This window comes from Fervidobacterium gondwanense DSM 13020, from assembly GCF_900143265.1.
In the GTDB taxonomy this organism is placed as follows: domain Bacteria; phylum Thermotogota; class Thermotogae; order Thermotogales; family Fervidobacteriaceae; genus Fervidobacterium; species Fervidobacterium gondwanense.
The window spans coordinates 1-23,986 of record NZ_FRDJ01000018.1; the positions used below are offsets into that span (position 1 = coordinate 1).

The window sequence follows — 23,986 nt, forward strand, 5'->3', positions numbered from 1 at the left end:
GTCAGGAAGGAACCTCTCTCTGAAAGAGATGGAAAAATTTGTTAATTACTTTTAACTCCTGGCCGAAGAAGTAGGAAAGGCTGTTCTCTTTGAAAGGGATTAGAAAGTATGAGTTTGTCTTTATTTATGTTTGCAGCAGAAATATGAACGATAATCAATTTAAGTACATATAGAACTGAATAGAAGCCTTGGTCGTCTGACCAAGGCTTTTTGTTTATAATGTCACTTTTAAGCTATATAAATGTCAAGTGTAAATATGGAAGACTCGTGGTAGTTTATGATTGCACAAAGGGAGGTGTTTGATGTGAAAAAGGGAAAAAAAGTTTTCACTGAGAAGTTATATGTTAGTTGCTCGGATATGCATTTTTGCTTGAAATTTAATGTGTTTTTCGGTAAATATGGCGAGTTGTTTGTTTTTGAAGATTCAAAAGTCGTAGAGCACATTGCGACGCCGGTCGTTGTTTCTGTTGTGAGTAAAAGCTTATGTAATGTGTGTCCTGAATATGGTTGTTTTGTTAGTTTGAGGAGTTTCGATATTAGCGGGAAGAGTACAAAGCTCTCGATCCGTGTTTGGGATTTGAGAAGCAATAAAGTGGTTTGTGTTTTCGAAGCTGACGGAGAAAAGGTAGCAAATGTTGAGCCTGCAATATTAGATGGGCTTAGTAGGGTAATTTTGGATTCGGCACTTTATTTAGTTAATATGTATTACCAAAAGTACTATGGTCTTGAGCTAAAAAAGATAGAACTCGGAGATTTTGTTAATGTAAAGCTAAGCTTGTTTATATGACCTGAGTATGATGGAACATGACGAAAGGAGGTGTTTCGATGAGTTTCCCGAAAGATGTAAAGGAAAAGCTGAACTTGGCAGTTTCATATGAGAAGAAATTTGAATTTAACAAGGCTTTAGAGGTATACAAGGAGCTCAGGGACTATTTGACCGTGGAAGATGGTTCTTTAATCAGGTTTGCAAAGCTGCTTGTCGAGTTTGAGGAATACAGTGAGGCAAAAGAAGTTCTTGAGAAAATAGTTTTAAACAAGAAAGTTTACACAAAAGAGCTTGTCTCGATGCTCGCTACGGTTTACGAAAACATTGGTTATACCGAAAAGGCAATAGTGCTGTACAAGAAGGTTGGAAATAAGGAAAAGGTCAGAGAGCTTGAGCAAGAGAGAGAAATTAGTCATCCAAAAAAATCGTATGTTGATAAATTCATGTCGCTATTTTCAGGACGCGAGGATGTTTTCGCTGTTCAAACCCCAGAAGGATACTATCCCGTTAGGCGACCTATGAATTCTTCAGATGTTCTTGAGCACTTCGCAGGTCGCAAAACTTTAGGCGTGTACGTTTTGAGAAGTGATGATACCGTAAAATTTGCTGCGTATGACGTGGACGTAAGAAAAGATTTTGAGAACGATTTGTCGAGTGAGTTTCATTGTAAAGAGACCGCTAAGATGTTGTATTACCTCTTGCGTTCTGATAATTTGAATGCATATATCGAATTCAGTGGTCGAAAGGGTTATCACTTGTGGATTTTCTTTGATATTCCGGTTGCTGCATTTAAGGTTAGGGTTGTACTTGCAAAGATCTTGGAAAAATTGCAAGTCCCAGAATCAGTTAAGGTAGAGATATTTCCTAAGCAAGATAAACTCAACGGTGGACTTGGCAATTTGATAAAAGTTCCGTTCGGTGTCCATGCGAAAACGAAGAAAAGATGTGTATTTTTAGATGAAAAACTATCGCCAATTTCAAATCAGTTAGACTTCTTGTTGAATATTTCGCCAAATTCATCGTATCTTCTTGAATCACTCTTCAGAGAATACGTCGACACAGATTACGATATCCAAGATAGCGAAATTGAAAGTATTAAAACAAAAAAAGTAAGTTCAAAGGTTAAGAAAGAAAGCAACCAGGTAATTACTATCTCGCAAGAAACGAGTACTTTTCAAAAGAGCACTATTTCGTCATCCAAAGTTTTCAAGAAGATTCTTAGAAACGAGATTCACTCATCAAGGAACAGTGCAGAACTAACACTCCTTGAGAGTTCCTGCTTCGTAGTTGACCAGATTATGAGAAAAATCGAAACACTTGCCCACATATCTGCTGAAGAAGAAAAGATTCTTGTAAGTTTATTGAAGCACCTTCCAAATGGCTATGGTGTTGCAAAAAAAGTTCTTGAGAAAACAATAGATTACAGCGAGGAAAAGGTGAGAAATCTGTTTGACGAGGTTGGGAACATCCCAGCAACATGCGAAGAGATAAAGGCATTGGCAACGAGTTTGAATATCCCATTAGATCTGAGCAAATGTGTTTGCCGATTTAAACAGGTTTTTAATACACCTCTTAATTACGTGTTTAGCGAATCTCAGTACTTAGAAAGGTTGGAACCTGAAGAAATTGCGGAAAGGCTCATTGTCAAAGCCCACGAAAAGGTACACATTGAAGTCGAGATGAGAAAGCTAAAAGAGTTGCTGAAACAAAAGCTAAGTGATTCCAAAGTTATTGAATTTGAAGACGGAAGGATTGTTGTAGATGATAGAGGAGAAATAAGAATAGAGTTTATTTGAAACGCGTAAAGTACAGAAAGAATTTAAGCGAGGTGATGTGAATGTTCTATGTCGTGAGCTATGACATAGTCGATGATAAGAGGCGAAGGCATGTGGCAAAGTACCTTGAGAGTTATGGCGTCAGAGTGCAGTATTCCGTTTTCGAAACGGAGCTAAATGAACAGCAGTTGTCGAGCATGATAAAGGGTTTGAAAAAGAAGATAAAGAAATCTGAAGACACAATACGAATATATGCAATTCCAAAGGAATTCAGAGAGAAGATCTTAACTATCGGAACGGATAAAGGTAGTTTCTACGACAAGGACATATATATTGTGTGAGGAGGTGACGAAATGGGATATGAATCATACGGAATTCCGTTAAATATTTTCAAAATAAAACTTCCACCAGTAGTTAAAAGAACGTATTACTTCAATCAAACAACTCAACCAGAAATCTTTGCATCGAACCTTTCAAGGGTAAACAACATCCATTTCAGTTATTCGAATGACCTTGTTTGGGTTGATACACCATTAGTCCAGGTGCAGATTCTTCCGTTAGAAGCCTCAAAATATGAGATTGATAAGAAGGAAATAATCGAGAATGATGATAGGTTGTTTACAAAAGTCTTTGATGCGTATATAGGGAAACTATTCCAGGATAACGGATATCTAAAAGTTTATTCGAAGAATATATTTGTCAACCCACGCCCAGTAGGCAGTATTGCAAACGGTGAGGTAAGCTATTATCTAATGTACCTAATCCGAACGCTGAAACTGGATGAAAAATGGTACTTGCTTGTTGCTCCAAAACTCAAATTCCTCTCGGCAAAACCGACAGTTGAGTCAAATCTTCAATCTGTCTTGGCTTTCAATTTCAAAACAGGGAAATCATTTAGAGTCATCGAAGCAGACAAGAACCAATTGAAGATATTTGTGAATGAGAATATAGTTTCGGTGAAAGACTTACCCGCGTACTATTATTCGTACACGTCTACAGATGCTGAAAAATACGGTTTTTTGCAAGAGATTATAAAGATTCAAAAAGAAGTACTTCCCGAGCAGTTGAAGAAGCTTTCTACTTTGCAATTCTTGAAAGACGCCATTGAGATATCTTCCCAAACACAAATGGCAAATGAAAACATTATACAGAATTTTTATGAGATACAACTTAAAGATGGTACTTCTGACAGACTAAACGATATTTTCAAGCTCCACCCGATAAAGACAGAGGGGAGTATAAAAATTGCATTTTTCTTTAAGTCGAAAGAACAATATATGAAACTCAAGCAAACCCTAACAACACTATTCCATCCCAACGGAATATTTACAAAAGCATTCAAGAATCTTGGAATAAAGAAACTGTCATTTCTCAAGAATCCGGCAAATGGGAGCTATTTTTTCACGTACGACGAAAGCACGTTCACTCCAAGCATGCCATTCAAAACAAACGAGAAAGTCGTTGCTATTATATTCCTCGAAAAGTTCTACGGAAACATAGTCCCAATCATACGTAACTTTCCAAGAAACTTTATACTAATGCCTGTGCTTGAGAAGACGATTCTCGAATCAAAAGCCTACACAATCAACAGCTTTGCCTACAAGATTGTGAATTTCACAAACGAAAGGAATATCATGTACTACCTAAAAATTGAACCTGGAACCGTATTTGTTGGTATAGATATTGCACACAGTGCAATGCAAGACTCATCGGATATAATATTCTCATCTGTTGACTTTCTTGGCAAAGTCTTGAGAGTAGCGGTTAGGAAAAACGCGAAGCTCACAGAGAAGGCAGATGAAAGGTTCATAGAGTCAGAGATAATCAAGACAATAGAGACATACAAAATCAAGTACAACAGAGAACCAAAAAGGATAATAATCTTCAGAGATGGTATGTTCCTTGAAGAGATATCAGAGATAGAAGAGACACTTAAAGCAAGGATAGAAGAATATGCACTTGTCGAAATCAAGAAAAACTCAATGTACAACAGCCACTACAACCTACAAGATAAAATAATCAAACTCAACGAGACGAACTACATCTACTTTCCGAAAACGTACCAATCGCAAAAAAGTGTGGAAATTAAAATTGTTAAAAACGCAACAAAGCTGAAGAACAACGATATAGCAAAACAAACGTACCTATCAACGCTCCTGCACCATCCTTCACCATACATGACTTTGAAACTACCGTATCCGCTGTACATAAACGACAAGATATCGAAAGTTGGGGGAGAATGGAGATTCTACGTACCTTATTTTATATAAGCCAATAATAAGAGGTGGTATAAATGACTCTTTATTTGACAGAACAAGGTGCAGTCTTGCATAAGAAAGAAGGAAGACTTGTAATTCAAAAAGGGCAAAGGGAAATAGAAGAATTTCCACTAAAGAAAATTGAAAGGATAATGATATTGGGTAACATAACCTTGACTACTGCGATGACAAACTACTGCCTTGACAACAAAATAGAAGTTATCTTCATGACAAAACACGGAAGATACAGAGGGAAACTCTACACTGATGAATACAGAAACGTGTTGTTGAGACTTGCTCAATATGCACGTGCACAAGATGAGAAATTCAAAACAGACATTGCAAAGGCTATAGTATTGGGAAAATTGAAAAACAGTTACAATCTCCTCAACCAAAAAGCTAAAAAACTTCCAAAAGGATTACTCGGCGAAGAAAAAGCGGCAATACAGGCGATAATGAACAAAGTGAAAAGTGCAAAAAATGTTGATCAGGTGAGGGGCTACGAGGGAATAGCGGCGAAATACTACTTTTTAGGAGTGAAGAAATGTATAAAGAATGACGAATTACAATTCAACGGAAGAACAGCGCATCCACCAAAAGATGAAATCAACGCCATGCTTTCGATGGGCTACCACTTTCTATATGTTGAGATGCTCTTAGCAATGAACGCAGTAGGGCTGGATCCATACTTTGGCAATCTCCATACGTTGGACGTCTCAAAACATGCCCTGCTCTTTGACTTAATCGAAGAATACAGGGCAATTATCGTCGACAACTTTGTAATAAACGCATCAAACCTTAGAATATTCACGAAATCTGACTTCGAGTACAAAGAAAATGATATATGTTACTTTAGCAAAGAGGGAATGAAAAAATTCATTGCACTATTTGAAGAACACATACGTCAAAAGCTGCCATACCATCTTGATGATGAGACAAATTATATAAGAACGATATTTGAAAAACAAGCAAGACACTACTCACGTGTAGTCCTCGGCGAAGAGAAACACTACATACCATACTACCTCAAAAATCTCGACCCGCTATCTTAGACCGCTTTTCATCCTGACGCGCCGGTCACAAGACTGGCGCATTCTCCCTTGATACTTCATACACTACCCAACAGGATAAAATTTGACATGAAAAAAATATCAACAAAAACTCTTTTACAAACGCCCGACACGTGGAGACTTTATCAAAAATGCACCACCTTCAATAATACATAAATTCTCATAAATACTATATTTTCGGTCATTGACATCTTAATACTTGCTTGAATTAAAATCTTCAAAACCCCTTCTATTCATGCGCTTCTCCGTTGAATTTTAGGTATTTCATTTCACAAAGTGATTTTATTTTCTTCTTTCTCATATGTATTCTTCTTGCTTCTCGGCTTGTGATTAGACATAATCTAAAAAATTCTCTACCTATTGTTACGATAATATTTCAAAGTGAAAAACTAACTCAAATCATTTAGTCATCAGCACGTATTAAGGAACAAGTGCAAAAATAGGTAGGGAATTGGCATGGATTCAAGAAAATTTGCAACTGCTAGCCAAGTTAAAATAAAATTTAGATAGCCTAACTTTGGGGGTAGAGAAAATCGCATTCCAAACTCCATCTATTTATGCCTATTCTGGAAGGCAAGGTGAAAGGCACTCCTCTCTGAAAGAGATGGAAAGGTCTCCTCCTAACGGGTTGAACATTATCCTTCCGGTTGAGAGGTGAAAGGCACTCCTCTCTGAAAGAGATGGAAAGGTCGCGCTTAGTGGTGGTAGGGCGTAAGGGTCTGTCTTGAAGACCAGGAAAGGCACTCCTCTCTGAAAGAGATGGAAAGGTCGATTAAATTTGAAATATAGTAATCTTTAAGTTTCTCCCGGTGAAAGGCACTCCTCTCTGAAAGAGATGGAAAGGTCAGTACGGAAATGTCGATTCCGACAAAAGTGGAGAACACAGGAAAAGTTTTTCTCTCTATAAGAGCTGGATAAAGTTAAGAAAAGCTCGGCAGTGTGCCGAGCTTTCTTTTTTATATGTGGTTTCTGCATATTTTTTGCTTTCTGTGTAATGTTTCCGTTTTTTTCCTGGAATTGCCTGCCTTGATTCTTTCGTTTGCGATATCCCTATCTTTGCAAATTCCAATTCAATAAAAGAAGATATTATAGTTGTGGTCATGTTTTGTGTGAAATGTCATTTGTATAATTGGAAGACATGTAAAGCACTTATAAATCTGTGCAGTGGTATGTGGTTAATAGATTGTCAAGATGATTCGTTGAGTATTTATTTATGTGATAAGTTTGAGTTAGTGTCTTTAGGGAAGCTTTTTCTGTGGGTTTTTTGATTTAGTGTAGGTGTTGGAAAAGCTCCGTTTTTGCGGAGCTTTCTTTTTTGTGCTTTGCGCATCTACATTATCATGGAGGGATTGGAATGTGTATACATGGAAAGAAAAAGAGTTCTAAGGAACCAAGTTTCGTGGATAGGTTTCTTGGGTTTCCTTCGATTCCTAAGAAGTAGTTTGTGATTGTACTGAATTTAAAGGCGCATAATTATTCGCCTTTTTTGTTTTTTTAGTATAAATGTCAAATGTAAAAACGGAATGTGAATTTAAGTTTCGTAATTATGGAGGTGATTTTATGTCAAATTACAGAGGTCAGAATATAGTAGTGTTAGGCGAAAACGAGATTTTGATTGAAAAGAATGGAAAGAAGTACCTTCTACCTCATTACATCGATGGGCAGAGATACGAGGTTACAGGAATTCTCAGTGCAAACACCGGTTTCGGATTGATTCTGAACGCTGTGGACCATCATGTTTTTAAAAGAAGAGTTCTGATTAAGGCAAGAAATTACTTTGGAAAAATTCGAAGAAATAATTTGGACAACAAGCAGTTCTTGGTCCAGGCAAGAAACGATATCAAGGCTGAGAGAAGGGTGCTTGAGCTCATAAGGGATATCAATATTCCAAATACGCCTGTCTTAAGAGACTATATAGAAGGTTACAATCCAAGCTTGAAGTGGCCCGAAGGTGATTTCTATGCCAAACCATACAAAGATCTTGAAGAAGAAGCTTACAAAGAGCCGTATATAGTTCTCCAGTATATCGAAGGAGATACTCTTGAAAATGTTTTGAATTCGCAAATCACTACTCAGAAGTTAACTTCTCCAGAGTGGAGGAAAACTGTTTTTAGTTTAGTTAAGACAATATGTAAGATTTTTAGAAAGTTGTACAGAATCGGCAAAAGACATGAAAGCATTGCAAAGATAATATATCAAGATTTGAAGCTTGATAATATTATCGTTACCCCATCGTGGAACTTCACTTTGATAGATTTCGGTGGCGTTGGAGTTATAAAAAAGGATAACAAAACTTACAATCTTGGAAGGGTATACACGCCAGGATATAAGGCACCTGAGATTGATTCACTTGCAAATCGGATGGTAGACGAAAAGGTTGATGTTTACACAATTGGCGTTGTAGTTTACCGATTACTTACCAAGGTTCAAATTACGACGGATAATATATTGCCAAATCAGACTTTGAAGTTTGATTATTCATTACTGAGTAAGCATAATAACAAATTAATTGAAGAGTTCGTTAGGAGGACTACCGAACCAGATCCTGACAAACGCATTGGGTTTGATGATATGACTGACATGGTTTATACGATCTTGAAGAATATCTTAACAAATCAATGAGGGGGGTTGAAAATGATTGAAATTGTCAGCAAAGATACGTGGATTAAAATCAATCTTAAAGATAGGAATTCTCTTGCTAATTCTGTAGAACCTATGCATAAATCTTCAGGGTATTTTAGCATAACACTGCGTGAAACTGAAAAGATGAAGGGGATACCGTATATTGTACTGTCAAGAACCCTTAAAGAGCCGAATGAGAATCAAATTGCAGACCAAATTGCTATTTTCAAACGTATTATTAGTATCAATAATTATCTGCACACGACGTTCCTTCCTGAGATTGTTGATTTTTATGTTAAGAGAAAAGAACATTCCGTCAAAGTGAGGATGGTAAAGGAGTTCTTTAAAGGTAAATTTTCAACAGTAAATTTCTATGACTATTTCAAAAGGGGGTATATGTACGAAGGTGGTGAACCTTCTAATACCAAAGACGAAATTTCAGATGTCGAATGGTATGCTGCTAAGAATACAAAGGTCGCTTATAAAAAGTTCCTTGATAGAGTTGTGAAACAGATTTTCGATTTCCAAGAGTATCTTTTCAGAAGGGGACTTATCCACGTTGGCATTTGTCCTTTTCATTTTTCTCTTGGTGTTGACTATGCAATAAAATTCTTTGGCGAAAGATACATCGTACGTCACAAGAATGGTGTAATCGATGACCCTGCAATTAGAGATGAGAGATATGGTTCGTTAGTCATTCCTGTTCATACTCCAGCAAAGCTGAGGAGATACTTAGAAGGTGAGGATGTCGAAGTTGGAGCTATCGAAGTATTCGCTTACCAGCTCGGAGTTCTGATTTTCAACACGCTTACAAGTTTTCGATACAATGGTAAAGAACTCAGTGAAGAACTAATTATGAAAGCTGATTTTGATATTGGTAGAAATGCAGCTGAGAGATTTAAGGATTTAATTTTGTCACTGACAAGTGAGGAGATTTTAAAAGCTTTAGATGTCTCGGATTTTGATTCACTTCGTAATGTTTTTTATGACAATCTCCACGAGTTGTTTGAACCATCTCTTGTAAGCAATATTGGGAATTCTGAATGGAAGGGAGATGAGATGATGCAAAGAGAATATATTTCGGATGATTTGTTTGAAAATCTTTTTGAAACTAAGCAAAATGCTGAAAAGAAAACTTTAACTGTAAGGGTGTATATCAATAAGGCATTGGTTATAGAAAAAATGTTTGGATATGATGAAGTCATAATTGGTAGAGCTAATCTTCTTAATTCGGTTGATGTTGATTTGTCAAAGCATGATCCAGACAAAATTGTTTCGAGAAAGGCCTTGAGAATTGAAAGAGATGTTGATGGATATTATGTAGTAAACACTTCGCACAACACTGTGGTGTATATAGCAGGTAACGGAAATAACAGAGTACAAGGTTTATTGAAGACAGATGAAAGAGTCAAGGTAAATGGGGTTATAAGGTTGGTGATAGAAGGAAAATTCGGCATTGAAATCGTCGAAATGGTATAAAGTCATCCGGAAAGAGTGGTGGTATACATGAAATTGAAACTCCTTGATACAAAAAGTTGGGAACTGGTCTCTGGAAATTCAGGAAATCAGCATTTAGTCAGAATAAATAAAGCTGCAAGGAGTTATAAGTTTTTCTTACTCAAAAATAAGAGAATTGACAATGTTAATTTCATTGGAATGGTTCCGATAGTTTCATCAGAAGAAGAGATTTTCTACAAAAGAAGGGTTATCGAAAGAAGTATTCGGATTTCAAATGAAGTGAAGATGGTGGAATTACCAGAGGTTATAGATTGCTTTGATGTGTTGACCTCAAGCGGATTCAAATTACCGATGGTTGTTACTGAATACATTAATGGAAGAAGTCTTATTGATTGTGTTGAGACGAATGGCTTGAATGGATACGAAGGCACGAATTGGAAAGATTATATCAATTTGCAAAGGTTATCTAGAATTCTCAAGAAATTGGTCAAAATCCAGGAACACTTTATGGAATATAACTTAGCACATATAGGCTTTTTCCCAGAGCACTTAATCTTGCAAGTAGATGATACTGTTCGAATAACAAGTTTTCGTTCGATAGTGGGGACAGAAGGTCAATACGTAACAGATAAGGCAATTCTTGAAGTTGAAAAATATGGCCCGTTATATCGCGAAGGGATTTCAGGAAGTATAATCTTCAATTATCAAATGAATAAGAACGCTACTATCAATGTAACAAAACTGTTTGCTCGCCAAATTGGCGAGCTTTTATTTTATGTACTCACAGGTCTAACCACAAAGGATTTGGAAGATGCAGAGGATGTTAAAGAACTGCTGAAAAAAGTAGATTATTCCGTTCCAAAGCAGTACGTAGATATCGTAAGAGAAACAATCCGTTTGTTACTCTATCCACAATTGAAAACTATGTCAGGAATAACCGACAAAATTATAAAAATAGCTCCTAAACATTGAGAAATTGAACGATACACAAGTAAATGTCAAATGTAATCGTGGATGGGAAAGTACATCATAATATGTACGAAAGGAGTGATATTATGGCAGGTATAGGTATTAGTATTCCCGAAGAGGTGACAGTGCTGAGGTTTGAAGTTAAGTCCAACTATCGTCTTGATTTGATACCTAATGATGTTGAGAACAACAGAGTCCGGCTACCGATAGTTATCAAGGATGGTTATGCGTACTTTATCAAAGAATGTAATCAAAGAAGTCTCGTCGATTTAGCAAAAGACAAGACGATTTCCGATGAAGTGTTCTTTGAGCTGTTTGGAAAGGTTCTTGAACTTCTCAGTAACGTGGAAAAGGATTTGTTCAAATTCTACTGCTTAGCTCCGAATTCTATATTCCTCGACGATGACCTTGAACCTTTACTCTATCTTTATTATCCACTTTTTGTGGAAGGCAAGCGAGCCGAGACAAATTTGGATTTACCAATATTCATTTCTCCGTCAAACATGTCGTTAGAAAGCAAGAACTCCAGGCTCTTAGCAGATCTATTTTCAAGATTATTCTTAATGCGGTTCTCAGAAAACGAGATCGATTTTAGAAATAGGGCTGAATACGTAAGGAATACTCTTCTTATGCAAGGTAAGTTTGACTTGAACCACTGGTTTAATAAATCCTACAACAATAAGTATACATTCGCAGAGTGTTCGGAAAAGTACAAGGAAGCAATACAGCTTACAAAAAAAAGAGCCGAAGGCTTTGATGGTTCCAATTTTCGCGGCTACAGATTAGCTTCATATTCTAAGATAGGCAAAGGAAAGTTAAAGCCTGAGGATGATTTTAAGGAAACTTCTTCGGTTAATCAAGATGCATATTTCGAAAAAAAAAGTGGAGAAATGGCAATTGTCGCGGTGTTTGACGGTATATCCAGTTCTGCAGTCGGAAACGGAAACATAGCATCCCGCCTCGCAGCAGAGATTCTCAAGCGTAAATATGAAGAGTTCGAAGCCAAATACGAGGAAAACGGCAAAGTTACAGAAAAGGAAGTAAAGAAGTTTTTCGAAGAATTCGTCAACGAAGCTAACAAAAACATAGTGGCTGAAGCACTTAACCAAGCTGAGAAAATGGAAATTGAAATAACTGATACCTCAGTTATGATGGCAACTACGTTTACAGGTGTACTAATGGTGAAAAATGAGTTTTACATGTGCTCTGTTGGAGATTCACCCTGCTACGTGCTAAACGAACAATCAGCAAAAAAGGTAAACATAGAACACAATTTGAGATTAGAGAAATTACTAAGTGGGCAGAGATTCGATGAAAGTGACCCTATGTTAAATAGCCTTACACAAGCTTTAGGAATGGCAACGATTCAAAACAATGAAATTAAGCCGGTGAAACCAAGTTGCGAATTCTTGCACAGCACGTTGATGCCTGATGAGTTCATTATGGTCATGTCAGATGGTGTAATAGACTTCTCACTCGGAAATACGGAGAACGATAAGGAAAAGTACTTCCATTCACTATTCATTGATAAATACAACAAGACAAATATGCTGAAAGAAACGGTTGAGGACGTTCTGGACGAACTTAACAAACAAGCGGGTGATAACATAACTTTGTGCGTTATAAAACCTGAGTTTACGAAAATAGAATCCGAAGAGGAGGGTGATAAAAATGAGAAAGTGTCTTAATTGTGGTAAAGAGTACACGGATTTAACTTTAGATTTCTGCGATTGCGGTGGTCCTATCGTTGATATCGATAACGAACAAAAAGACGAGGCTAATGACTTTATGTATGAGCAACTTGATCTTTATGACAAGCTGGATGATAGTCAAGATACGTCACACGCTCAGCAAGAACAAGAGCGAACCGATATTTCAACAATGGCTACTGATAATGAAGATAACGATGTACTTGAACAACTAAACTCTATCCCAGAATTTGATGAGGAATTCGAGAGTGAGATTGAAGAAATTGAGACTGAAAAAGAAATTGATTCGGAATTCGTCCCGGAACTTGTAGAGGAATCATTAGAACCATTAGATGAAGAAGTTGAGGAAGAGACGATAGTTTTTGCATCCGTAAAGGTACCAGGCTTTTCTCTTAAGGATGTTGTTGAGTTTAATGAAGATTTTAATCCTTTTCCGGATGATTTCTCGATACAAGATGATAATGAATTGCAGAATACGGCACAAATCAATGGTGCGAAGCTCCAAAACATGATAGAGGAATCTGGAGTTCAACACGAAACACAAGATGATGCCTTAAGTAGTTCGACGAATGTTCCAATAGGTAATGTCAATTTCGGTGAGCAAATAAAGGATTCAATTGATATATCAATTTACAAGAATAAGAAAGTGCTTATCGAAAGAACGTTCAGCCTTGATGAAATAATAATCGGACGTGGGTTGGAGAAATTTGAGACAGATATAAGCCTTAAAGATTTTGACCAGGAAAAAACTACAAGTCGAAAACACGTAAAGATAGTCAAGTACGAAGGTAAATATTATCTTGTGAATGTCAGCGACAAATCGCCAGTAAGAGTTAACGGAAAAGTTATTCCAAAGGATTTACCTATACCGCTCTACGACGGCGACAGAATAATACTTGGTAACAAAATCGGTGTGTTGGTTAGAAATTCATAAATAAAAGCTTTTTGAAAGATTCATGTTTAAATGTCATATGTATAAACGGAACAAATAACACTAAAATTAGGAGGTGTTAAATTATGGAAAAGAAGTTAGTATTTGAATCGAGGTTTCACAAGCCGTACATATATTCTAAGGTTAGGGACGATGTCGAAAACATACTGCAAGTTCAATTCAAGCCATCGGAAAAATTCACTTCAAGTGATGCGGGCACAAAAAGTGTTGATTTCTGTATCGTATTAGATGTGTCAGGTTCCATGCAAGAACCATTCACATCTGGCAGCACCCAAAAGAAAATCGACGCAGCAATACAGGCAGCAAAGAAAGTTTATGACTTCATAGGTCCAAGTGATACGATAAGTATAGTCTTCTACAGCGACAAAGTACATACGATTTTAGACAAGGGAACGAACATCAGGAGAGATGAGTACGAGAGGTTGATCGATACGGCAAGAAACTATTCGGGTGCAACTAATATTACACTCGGTCTTAGAAGAGGAAAAGAGATACTCCATTTAGGAAAAGGTACAATCAAAAGAATCATATTCTTGACAGACGGGTTACCAACCGAAGACACAGAAGAGGACGGATTAAGAGAAGCATCAGACATTGCAGAAAAGAAGATTACAATAAACGCACTTGGTGTCGGAAATGATTTTAACTACGTCTACATCGAAAAGCTTGCTCAGAAGACAAGAGGAACAACTTACCACATGAAATCACGCGATGATGCTGTTAAAATATTTGAAGAAGTATTCCAGTCCGCTAAGAATACAATAGTTAAGAACGTTACCGCTAAATTCAAGTTCTCAGAAAGAGTAAGGGTTAAAGATTTCTACAGAGCACTTCCTGAAACAACGTACATGGGAAAACTTGAACTTGGCAAAGACAGATTGCTCGAAGTAGACCTTGGCGATGTTGAGTTAGGAAAAGTGTACGAGTATCTATTCGAAGTAGCAATACCAAAACCAGTCACAGAGTATCAAGGACCTTTCAAAGCTGGAGAAGTAACTCTGGAATATGAATTAACAGCAACAGGAGAACGCATAAGCGATAAGAAGGACTTGATAGTTGAGCTAACAGGAGACATAGAAAAGACATATTCAGAATACGCATCAGTTTACGAGAGCTACATTAAATGCCAGATAAATAAACTTGATATGTTAATGAATGAAAAGCTGAAAGTAGGTGATGGAAAAACTGCAAAAGATTTGATAAATGAAATAATTAAGAAAGCGGACGAAATCGGTGATTACAATTTAAAGGAGATGTACGAAAATATGTTAGAAGAGCTTATAAGGACCGGTAAAATATCACAAAAATACCTGATAGTAGCTTCAAACCAGACTACAAGAATCAACAATCAAGCAGTTGGGAGCAACCAGGAAGTGAACGTAGACGAGATTTTTGGATAGGTTAATATGCTTCCATTAATATATTTTCAAACATTTCTCTTCTTCTGTTCTTCGCGCCCCATGTCACATCGGGGCGTTATTTTCTTTTTTTTGTAAAGAAAAAGTTACTTTTTAATGCTAAAATAGAACAAATCATTGAAAGGAGTGATTATATGATATATCGCAAAGTTGTATGTAAGGCAGTAACTCCTATTATCTCAAAAGGTCCGAACAAAGAAGGAAAAACGTACGATTTTGGTTTGACAGGACAGTCGATAAAGGGTGTTCTGCACTATTGGTTTAGGGCAGTTGCTCCGAGGGTTATAAATATCTACGAGCTTAGCTTTCCAAAAGATACAACAGGAATGGACCCAGAAGCTAAGAAGAAGTTAGAAAAGCAGATAGAAGAACTGCGCAAGAGATTTGAAAACGAAAAATACAAAGGATTGAAATTTCTTGAGGAACAAATATTTGGAAGCCAGAACAAAAGAGCTCCTTTCGGAATGTGGGTTGAGTTTGAAGAAAGAGATTTAGAACCAATCATAAACATTGTAGAGTATTACGACAATAGAAGTAAAAGGACGAGAACTGATTATAGCCTTGCATACAGTGTATACGGGACCGTAAAAATTCCTGATGATAAAGTTGAGCGTTCTGCAAAATGGCTTAGAGCTGGTAGCAAGTTTGAAATTTATATCACCGCAGAAAGTCAGGAAGTATTTGATGTAATCTTCGCACTGTTGAAATTGACAAGTTTGGTCGGTGGCTTTGGAGCCAAGACAACAAAAGGATTTGGGCAATTTGAGATAGTCGATGTTTTTGATGAAAACGATAAAGCGTTGGGTATAAAGTTTGAAAAGGTCTTAGATCCTAATGAACCCCTCCAAGAAAAAATTGATAAAGTACTTAAAGAAGTGAGAATTCAAACTGTCAAACTTCTGGATGCAAAAAATGTTTCTAAGTTCTTAGGTTTCGAAAAATCGGTTAAAGATGAGCAAAATATTACTCTTTTGGAATTTCCTAACTTCACCAACAATGCTTATATAGTTTTTGATAAAGAAGAAGTCAAACCAGATAGAGACCCACTTAATCTTATAAGAAACCTTTACCGTGCTTCGCAGGATCCAGAAAAACTCGGCTGGTACAGGGCATTGAAAAGAAGATTGAGGTACTATCAGGAAGTTGTACAAAACCGCGAGAACAAGAACGTATCACCAGAAAACAATTTTATATCAAAAGATTCAGTTGAGGAAATTATAAAAGGGCTTAACGGTAAAGACTCAGTTGATGTTGAAGTAAGGTCCGCATTTCTTGGTTTGCCAATTCAATATAGTAGGCTGAAAGTCAAGGGTTCTGTTGATAAAGTCACGTTTTATTCAATTGTCAAACTCAGCGACAAAACGGAAAATGGCAGAAAGACATCCCCGCTAAGGATAATATTTGTTAAAACAGGGCAAGAATATGCTGCTTACTGTTTGATTCTGAAAAGCCATCTATCAGATGAGTTCGTAGAACAAGCTGACAGTACGATAAGATACACTTTAAAATCGGACAATTCGAAAGTCAACGGACATATAAATATTAACTGGAACAATGTTGAAAGCTTACTTAAGAAAAACTTAAAAAACGAGAGAGGTGATGTGAATGGAAAATAAGATTTGGAAGGATAAATTATCCGTTTTGCTGCACGATCCTTTAATTAAGGCATTCGATATAAAAGGACACGAGAATCTTTCGAAAGAGTTTTGTGATTTGGTTGGTGTTGAAATGCTAAGAGGCGAGGAAGATATTGTCTCAAGTGCGTTTGACAGAATTCCATTGCCACATGAAAGATATGGTAAGCAGATTAGAATTTCCATAGACAACTTGCCCGGATTTTATCATCCAATCAGTGGGAAAGTCATACCACAGACCAAGGAACTTTACACTAAGAAGAAAGAAAACTTGCCATCATTAATAAATGAAATCAAGAGAAAACTAAAAGCTCTAAAAGATGAAAACGATTCATACGAAAAAATATACCATGCACTTTGGTGGGAACTTGCATACATTTTAGAATATTCAGGACTGTTGCCGGCTGACACCAGAATTCCGAACCACTCTATTGTTGACCATCTTGATATGGCTTCTGCATTGACTTCATGTGTTAATTCTAACAACGAAATTGATGCTTCACTCGTTATGTTCGCCATTGGACCTGTCCAGGAAGTCATTGCTCAAGCAAGAAAAACTGTTGACCTATGGGCTGGAAGTTATCTTCTTTCTTACCTAACTTATCAGGCGATCGAGTATATAGGTCTTACATACGGTTTTGATAGTATCGTCTACCCATATCTCAGAGGCAATCAGTTCATTTACAAAACGCTTGAACGCCACGGAGTTAAATTGCTTACGAAACCTATTGCAAATGAAAAAGTTGCTTCGATTCCAAATGTATTCCTTGCAATTGTACCAATATCCGATGCTAAGAAGGTTATAGACGAATGTAGCAAGAAAGTTAAGGAAAAATGGGAAGAACTATCTAACAAAACTCTGGGGATTTTAAAGAAAGAGTCGATGGAAGTAAATGAACAAGAGTACAAGAAGCAAATGGAGATATTCCCGACAGTAAATGCAACGTTTATGCCACTACCAAAAACAGTTGAGCAAGTTAAAACAACTATAGAGACACTGTTTGAAGATGAAGATTTCATAAGAGAAATAGAGAACTATGAAGCATTTGTCCAAGAAATAGAAAAACTTGGAGGATACAAAGTCAACGCAGGCAGTTTTTACAGGCACACTTTCAAAACTCTCACAGCAAGACTTAACGCTATTAAAGCGATAAGCCATTTTCCGATGTATGAAAGTGATGCAATGATTGATGGTCAGAGAATTCCTGATGATTTTGGTGGTATAGTGAGAGCGTGTGTTAAAGTTAAAGACCAAGACAAAGAAGATTACCTTGGTACACTTAACGCTACTAAGAGATTCTTGCGGGACACCTTAAGAGACAAACTTATTGAAAAGATTAGATACGAATCTTTACAAGAAATGGCAGCAGAAAATGAAGTAAACAAGAAAGAAGGCAAAATGGTAAATGGATATGTTGCTGTTTTAATGCTTGATGGAGACAGGATGGGAAAATTAGTTTCAGGAGATGAAGCGCCAGAATTCGAAAAGATTGCACACGAAAGATTAAAGGAAGTCCTTGAAAGTGAACAAGGCATTAGTGAAGAACTGAGACATGAAATTTACAGGCAAAGAATGCTCACACCATCTTACCAAAAAGCAATCTCAAGAATGCTCGGTATATTCTCATCGCTCGTGAGCTACGTTGTCGAAGAGAAATACAACGGCATGCTTGTGTATGCAGGCGGAGACGATGTGTTAGCTATACTACCAGCTGATAAAGTACTGCAATGCGCTAACGACATTAGGAAAATGTACTCTGGAATTGGAGGAATTGAGATAAATGTTAATGGAGATACATACAAATTTGAACACGAGCTTCTGTACAAAAACGGAGAACCGATAGCGTTGATGATGGGAGACAGAGCAACAATGAGCGCAGGTATATCCATAGCACACCACAAAGTACCACTAAAGACAATGATAGAGCTCGCAAGACAGCAAGAACACAGAGCAAAGGAAAGACTTGGAAGAAATGCTTTCAGCGTAGCGGTTGTTAGAAGGTCAGGACAAATCGAAGAGGTTGGAGCAAAATGGGAAATAGATGGAATGGACGTTATTAAAGAAACTGTGGAGATATACGAACTCAGTGAAGCACTCAAGATGTCTCATAGGACGTTCTACAAACTGACGGAAGATGATATTGCAATTGTTAAGAACTCAAAAAATGATGTGATAATAGAAAAGATAGCAGATTACTTGCTCAGAAGGTCTGATGCTGTCAAAAAAGATTCAGAAGATTTCAAAGAGCTTGCGCTAAAGTTTAAACACTACATCAAAATATTATTGAAAAATGATAAAGTTTCATTGAGAAGACCGTTCGATTTAATCCTTACCGTTAGATTGACAAAACGCGGTGACAAGCGAGGTGATAACTGATGAAATTATATGCTATTTATTTCGAACCTGAAGATTGGTTAGCTTTTAGAGAAATAAGAAGATTCGGAGCAGGAAGTGCCGCAAAATCAACGTTTCCATCTCCACTAACGTTCTATGGTGCTATAAGAACAGCTTTAATGAAGTTATACGGCATACAACTTAGCTATCATAAAAAGCCAGACTTAGGAAAATATCAAGAACTTTTGGGAGATGACAACAGCCCTGGGAAAATCAAACTCTTCGGTCCGTTCATATACTCAGAAGAAAGTGGAAAAAGAAAGCACTACTTTCCAGCACCAAAAAATGTCTATGTTAAGAGTAAAAAGTACAAAGTGATGAAATTGCTTGAATATGAAACACGAGTAGGTGAACATATCTTCAAAGGACTACCTTGGATTCCTGAAGTAAAAGATGTAGATGCTCCGGATAAATCTTTTATAGAACTCAATGAGCTCGAAAAATTGCAGCACAACGAAGAGTTTCAATTAGAAAATCCTGAAAACTACGTTGTCGAAACAAAATTGGGAATAGCTCTTGATGATGACAAGAAAACAAAAGAAGGTATGCTTTACGCACTATCAATTTACAGATTCAAAAACGGTGGATTTTTCATGCTTACAGATAGTGAAGAAACAAAAAACGAGATAGAAAAACTTGACGGTGTTTTCCTTGGTGCAAAACAACGTTGGGCAAGAGTCTTTGTTGAAGAGTTGGAAACGACCGTATTCGATGAACCTAACTTCGAGAACATTGCGGCAATGCTCATTACTCCTGCAATTTACGATGGTGGAATTGTTCCAAAAGATTTGAAATTTGGAAACGCAGAGATACTGACCGTTGCAGGTGGAAGGAAAATGGGTATATCGGGTTGGGACTACATGAACGGAAGACCAAAAACGTTACATCATGCGGTAAGTCCAGGAACAGTTTACTATCTTAGCCATAAACCATCATTAAGAGATTCCGTATCAAATAAAAGTAAGCTCAATCTATTCGGTTTTGGAAAATGTATTTACATACCATATGAAACTAAGAAAATCTGAACATAGGGAGGTTGAAAGGTATGGAAAATCAAGTAGCGAGAAAACTGATTGTAACGATGTATGCTGAATCACAACTACATGCAGGTAAAGGTATGGATGTTGGAATTGTTGATTTGCCAATTCAAAGAGAAAGAACCACAGCATTTCCTATCATTCAAGGAGTAAAAGGTGCCCTTAGAGCAAACCTGAAGCTTGATAATGAAGAAGAGATTTTCGGGAGTGACAATACTAAAAGTCAAGGTGATGAAACAAAACCGGGAAAAGTAGCTTTCTCTGAAGCAAAAATCCTGCTATTTCCAGTCAGGCATATTGAAAAGCTATTCGTATGGGTTACATCTCCTTTAGCACTAATAAGATTCTTAAAGGAATTAGAAAACAAAAGAGAACTTATCAAGAAATTAGAAACTCTAAAAATAGCAGAAGACGAAGCGATAGTTTTACAAGAAGCTGGAGAAATACTCTTAGAAGACTTTCAGTTTAAAACAAAACAAGATGATGTTGTAAAGGAAATTGCCGAAATAATAACCAGAAATGTGGCGACTGTTGATTACATCAAGAAGAAACTGGAAACTGACATAGTAATAGTTGATGATAACAGATTCTCGGCGATTTGTCAGATGATGACAGAAGTTATTCCAAGAATAGCGATAGACAAACAAACAGGCACGGTCAAAAGCGGAGCACTTTGGTATGAGGAGTATTTACCGCAAGACACGGTAATGTATTTTGTAGCAAGAGAAACAATATTCTCAAACAAAAATCCCAACGACCAGATTCTTGAAACATTGCAAAAAGCCATTGACAGAGCAGTTATCACAATCGGAGGAAAAGAAACGGTTGGAAAAGGCTTAGTTGCACTGAAGGTGGTGAATGAACAATGAAGAAACTTGTACAAGAAGTTGTCAGTTGCGTAGAAGAGATTTATAAATGCAATGACCCAAAAAAGAAAGAAAAATACCTTAGTACTGTCAAAGGACTCGGAAGCATGATTATTCAAAACGGACTTTACGGAACAATTTTATTTCTATTAGTTAAAGGTCATGATGATGTCGTAAAACACCTTGATAGAGTTATCAAACTGCAAACTGGTGAAGAAAACTTCTCGGAAAAAGTTAAACGCGCAGAAGCACTTCAAAACCCACAATACTTCAAAATTCAGTATGCTGCACTTGAGGGGGTGAAATGGCTAAGACGATATGCTGACATATATCTCGGAGGTGAAGAAGATGGAAAATAGCCGAAACATAGCAAATAAAGGACTTTACTGGAATAAACTTGTCTACAAAGATAAACAATCTCTTGTATTGAGCTCCTCAGAAAACAAAGCCAGACTTGTATCAGATATTTTGTACATATTACAAAAACAGCAGAATGAAAAGGAAGTTATTGAACAACTTAAACAAAGACGTAATGAGGTTTCGAGCAAATTTTCAAAAGTTTTGGACAAAGTTTATACTATTCAAACAAAACTCCTTGTTGGAAGCGGTTTGCCATCACCAATAGAAGTTGGAATGACTTTTTCGAGAAACTATGGTATTCCAATCATTCCATCGACATCCATCAAAGGTACATTTGCAAATTATGTCCAATCAGAGAAAATCTTTGACGAAGAAACCTACAAAAGGCTATTTGGAACAGACCTAACAACAAAAGGAGAAAACATCAGAGGAACACTGATATTCCTTGACGCAATACCCGATACTGCTGTCAAATACACAGTCGATATTGTAAACAACCACTTTCAACCATACTACATGGAAACAGACAATCCACCAAACGACTGGTACAACCCTGTTCCTGTACAATTCATAGCTGTTGAGAATACAAGCTACCGCTTCACAATATTAATTGAAAACGATAGTAAGTTAACAAAAGAAGAAAAAGAAAAGATAAAATTGGAATTCGGAAAAATGCTCAAACTATACGGGATAGGCGCAAAGACAAACTACGGATACGGAAGATTTAAAGACTAACAAACAATATCTTCCCTGCTGGATGTTTTAAACATCCAGCAGGGTTTCTTAAAGAATTTCACGAGGAAAAAGCAATAGGAATTATTGTATAGCGTGAGGAAGGACTTCCTCTCAGAGGAAGATAGTAACGAATGTCCCCTTGCAAGGGATTTTGTTTTCATCCTTGTCAGGAAATATTTCTGTTAAAGATATGGAAACTAACCTCTCCTGCTTATTAAGTGTGTGCGATAGAATACAATTTGAACATCATGTATCTCTTAAAGAAAATTTTGAGGGGGGATTTTAGTGAACAGTATAATCTTTAGAAGGTCCAATTTTCAGTACGTTGAGGTCACTGCTCTTTGGAAACCCATTGGAAGTGTTTACGTTGAATGGTCATTTTTAACTTTGAACTTCTATATTTCATCTTATCTCTGCCCGGAGTGTGGAAATCATATGGTCAAAACGGTTTTTCCAAACGATTTAGAAATAGTGACCGAAGAAGGTAGTGCTAAGATTCCGAGAATCTTTGCTTGTGCTAATTGTGGAACGATTCATGCCCCACGTCCTGGATACAAACTCAGTAGTAACAACGGGTTTTATGCGAGGTTAGATCCGGAAAGTTTTGAGAATTTTATATACCACTTAGATAGCAAAGGCTCTACCACGGGAAGAAGGGGGACGTTGTTTAATGAAAGATAGTTAGAAGATGTAAAGGCAAATTTCTCGGTCAAGCACCTTTCATTTTTCAAAATATCGTCTGTAACTGCGCGATTGTACCATAATGCTGAGAATATTTCATAGGAGTGTGATAAAATGCCAGTAGGATATAAGAAATGTCCAAGATGTGGTGAAGAATTTAGGGATGATGTCGAAGTTTGTGATAATTGCGGCTGGGTTTTCTACAATAAGTGTTGTCCCAGATGTGGGAAGTATGTCCCAGATAGTGCAAAAGTATGTTTTGATTGCGGTTGGCATTTTTATTGGAATGATCATATAGGAGAGGATAATCAAGTAAGATTTCACAAACACCACAATTACAAGAAAGGAAACGACTATACGCCACCGGAACACGATTATAAAGACGATTATGATGACTGGGACTTTTGGCGCGAAATAGTATCATACTATACTGATTATGAAGACTTACATGACTTAACTCCTCAAGAACTAGGTCAAATCTTGGATGATCTGGGTTATTAGGCGAAAAGAATTTGACACATTCAAGAATTCTTAATAAGGAAGAATAACTTTCATACAATCATTAGCACTAATCGTGTTTTCAGTGGTTAACAGAACGTCAGTAAATAGTTGTGCCCCATTGTTAAGAGATAAATCAGTTTCGAATCTAAGCAAAACACCTCCTTGTTGGTTGTTGGTTTTTGCCATACTTGGGGGTATTATTTTTCTAGTCCAGTGCGACCATGCAAAACAACTCTTGAGACCAACAACCCCCTCAAACTCGCTAAAAATTTGCTTGTTACCGAACCGACGCAGGCGAATTTCAATGATTTATAAAGACAATAAGATAATAAACTCGTAGCAATAGAGATGCTTGCTAATTTGTCTACAAACATTCGACATATAAAAGCGCAAGCACTAATTTGCAAAAGAAAAAATATAATGTTATAATATGTGAGGTGAATACGATATTTTATTTATGAAAACGCCCTAAACCGTGGAGACCAAAAGACAAATTTCGCACCACGATACTCACTAATAACCGCATAAATACTATACGTCCGGTCATTGGCAAGTTGATAATTTTTGCAAGCTACATCGTCGAAAAATCTTGTATTCATGCGCTTCTCCGTTGAATTTTAGGTATTTCATTTCACAAAGTGATTTTATTTTCTTCTTTCTCATACGTATTCTTCTTGCTTCTCCGCTTGTGATTAGACATAATCTAAAAAATTCTCTACCTATTGTTACGAACATATTTCAAAGTGAAAAGCTAACTCAAATCATTTATTCATCAGCACG

General features: G+C 36.9%; 19 protein-coding genes. All 19 read left to right on the forward strand.

Going from position 1 to position 23,986, the window contains the following annotated elements:
• Positions 1-304 precede the first annotated feature (304 nt).
• The gene (locus BUA11_RS09710) at positions 305-787 is read left to right on the forward strand and encodes a hypothetical protein (RefSeq protein WP_072761030.1); all 483 of its coding nucleotides are present in this window, start codon (positions 305-307) and stop codon (positions 785-787) included.
• A gap of 38 nt (positions 788-825) precedes the next feature.
• Positions 826-2,562 (forward strand): CRISPR-associated primase-polymerase type A1, encoded by a 1,737-nt coding sequence (locus BUA11_RS09715; RefSeq protein ID WP_072761032.1) that lies wholly within the window; start codon positions 826-828, stop codon positions 2,560-2,562.
• Positions 2,563-2,603: 41 nt separating this feature from the next.
• Entirely contained in the window at positions 2,604-2,882 is a 279-nt protein-coding gene (cas2, locus tag BUA11_RS09720; RefSeq protein ID WP_072761035.1) for a CRISPR-associated endonuclease Cas2, read from the forward strand.
• 12 nt (positions 2,883-2,894) lie between these two features.
• A complete protein-coding gene (gene ago / locus BUA11_RS09725; protein WP_072761037.1) occupies positions 2,895-4,811 on the forward strand; it encodes a protein argonaute in 1,917 nt (638 codons plus the stop codon).
• A 23-nt stretch (positions 4,812-4,834) separates the two neighbouring features.
• Entirely contained in the window at positions 4,835-5,851 is a 1,017-nt protein-coding gene (cas1, locus tag BUA11_RS09730; RefSeq protein WP_072761040.1) for a CRISPR-associated endonuclease Cas1, read from the forward strand.
• 1,578 nt (positions 5,852-7,429) lie between these two features.
• Positions 7,430-8,491, forward strand: a complete 1,062-nt coding sequence (locus BUA11_RS09735; protein ID WP_072761042.1) for a protein kinase domain-containing protein — start codon at positions 7,430-7,432, stop codon at positions 8,489-8,491.
• Positions 8,492-8,503: 12 nt separating this feature from the next.
• Positions 8,504-9,970, forward strand: coding sequence for an FHA domain-containing protein (locus tag BUA11_RS09740; protein WP_072761045.1), 1,467 nt, complete (start codon positions 8,504-8,506; stop codon positions 9,968-9,970).
• A 27-nt stretch (positions 9,971-9,997) separates the two neighbouring features.
• Positions 9,998-10,921: a hypothetical protein gene (locus tag BUA11_RS09745; protein WP_072761047.1), complete on the forward strand. Its 924-nt coding sequence runs from the start codon at positions 9,998-10,000 to the stop codon at positions 10,919-10,921.
• An 83-nt stretch (positions 10,922-11,004) separates the two neighbouring features.
• Positions 11,005-12,606 carry a PP2C family protein-serine/threonine phosphatase gene (locus tag BUA11_RS09750; RefSeq protein WP_072761049.1) on the forward strand — a complete coding sequence of 534 codons (1,602 nt, stop codon included), beginning with the start codon at positions 11,005-11,007 and terminating at the stop codon, positions 12,604-12,606.
• Entirely contained in the window at positions 12,590-13,561 is a 972-nt protein-coding gene (locus BUA11_RS09755; RefSeq protein ID WP_072761051.1) for an FHA domain-containing protein, read from the forward strand. Before BUA11_RS09750 ends, BUA11_RS09755 begins: the two co-directional genes overlap by 17 nt.
• A gap of 83 nt (positions 13,562-13,644) precedes the next feature.
• Entirely contained in the window at positions 13,645-14,979 is a 1,335-nt protein-coding gene (locus tag BUA11_RS09760) for a vWA domain-containing protein (protein ID WP_072761053.1), read from the forward strand.
• Positions 14,980-15,131: 152 nt separating this feature from the next.
• Positions 15,132-16,613 (forward strand): type III-B CRISPR module RAMP protein Cmr1, encoded by a 1,482-nt coding sequence (gene cmr1 / locus BUA11_RS09765; RefSeq protein ID WP_072761055.1) that lies wholly within the window; start codon positions 15,132-15,134, stop codon positions 16,611-16,613.
• Complete coding sequence (gene cas10, locus BUA11_RS09770) at positions 16,603-19,008, forward strand: type III-B CRISPR-associated protein Cas10/Cmr2 (RefSeq protein WP_072761057.1); 2,406 nt, start codon at positions 16,603-16,605, stop codon at positions 19,006-19,008. Before cmr1 ends, cas10 begins: the two co-directional genes overlap by 11 nt.
• On the forward strand, positions 19,008-20,051 hold the full coding sequence (gene cmr3, locus BUA11_RS09775) for a type III-B CRISPR module-associated protein Cmr3 (RefSeq protein ID WP_072761059.1): 1,044 nt from the start codon (positions 19,008-19,010) through the stop codon (positions 20,049-20,051). Before cas10 ends, cmr3 begins: the two co-directional genes overlap by 1 nt.
• Before the next feature lie 20 nt (positions 20,052-20,071).
• Positions 20,072-20,932, forward strand: coding sequence for a type III-B CRISPR module RAMP protein Cmr4 (cmr4, locus tag BUA11_RS09780; RefSeq protein WP_072761061.1), 861 nt, complete (start codon positions 20,072-20,074; stop codon positions 20,930-20,932).
• Positions 20,929-21,288: a type III-B CRISPR module-associated protein Cmr5 gene (gene cmr5, locus BUA11_RS09785; RefSeq protein WP_072761063.1), complete on the forward strand. Its 360-nt coding sequence runs from the start codon at positions 20,929-20,931 to the stop codon at positions 21,286-21,288. The genes cmr4 and cmr5 overlap by 4 nt, the downstream gene beginning before the upstream one ends.
• Positions 21,278-22,024 carry a type III-B CRISPR module RAMP protein Cmr6 gene (cmr6, locus tag BUA11_RS09790; protein WP_178137770.1) on the forward strand — a complete coding sequence of 249 codons (747 nt, stop codon included), beginning with the start codon at positions 21,278-21,280 and terminating at the stop codon, positions 22,022-22,024. Before cmr5 ends, cmr6 begins: the two co-directional genes overlap by 11 nt.
• Positions 22,025-22,309: 285 nt before the next feature.
• The gene (locus BUA11_RS09795) at positions 22,310-22,705 is read left to right on the forward strand and encodes a hypothetical protein (RefSeq protein WP_072761067.1); all 396 of its coding nucleotides are present in this window, start codon (positions 22,310-22,312) and stop codon (positions 22,703-22,705) included.
• 114 nt (positions 22,706-22,819) lie between these two features.
• Complete coding sequence (locus tag BUA11_RS09800) at positions 22,820-23,206, forward strand: double zinc ribbon domain-containing protein (RefSeq protein ID WP_072761069.1); 387 nt, start codon at positions 22,820-22,822, stop codon at positions 23,204-23,206.
• Positions 23,207-23,986 lie beyond the last annotated feature (780 nt).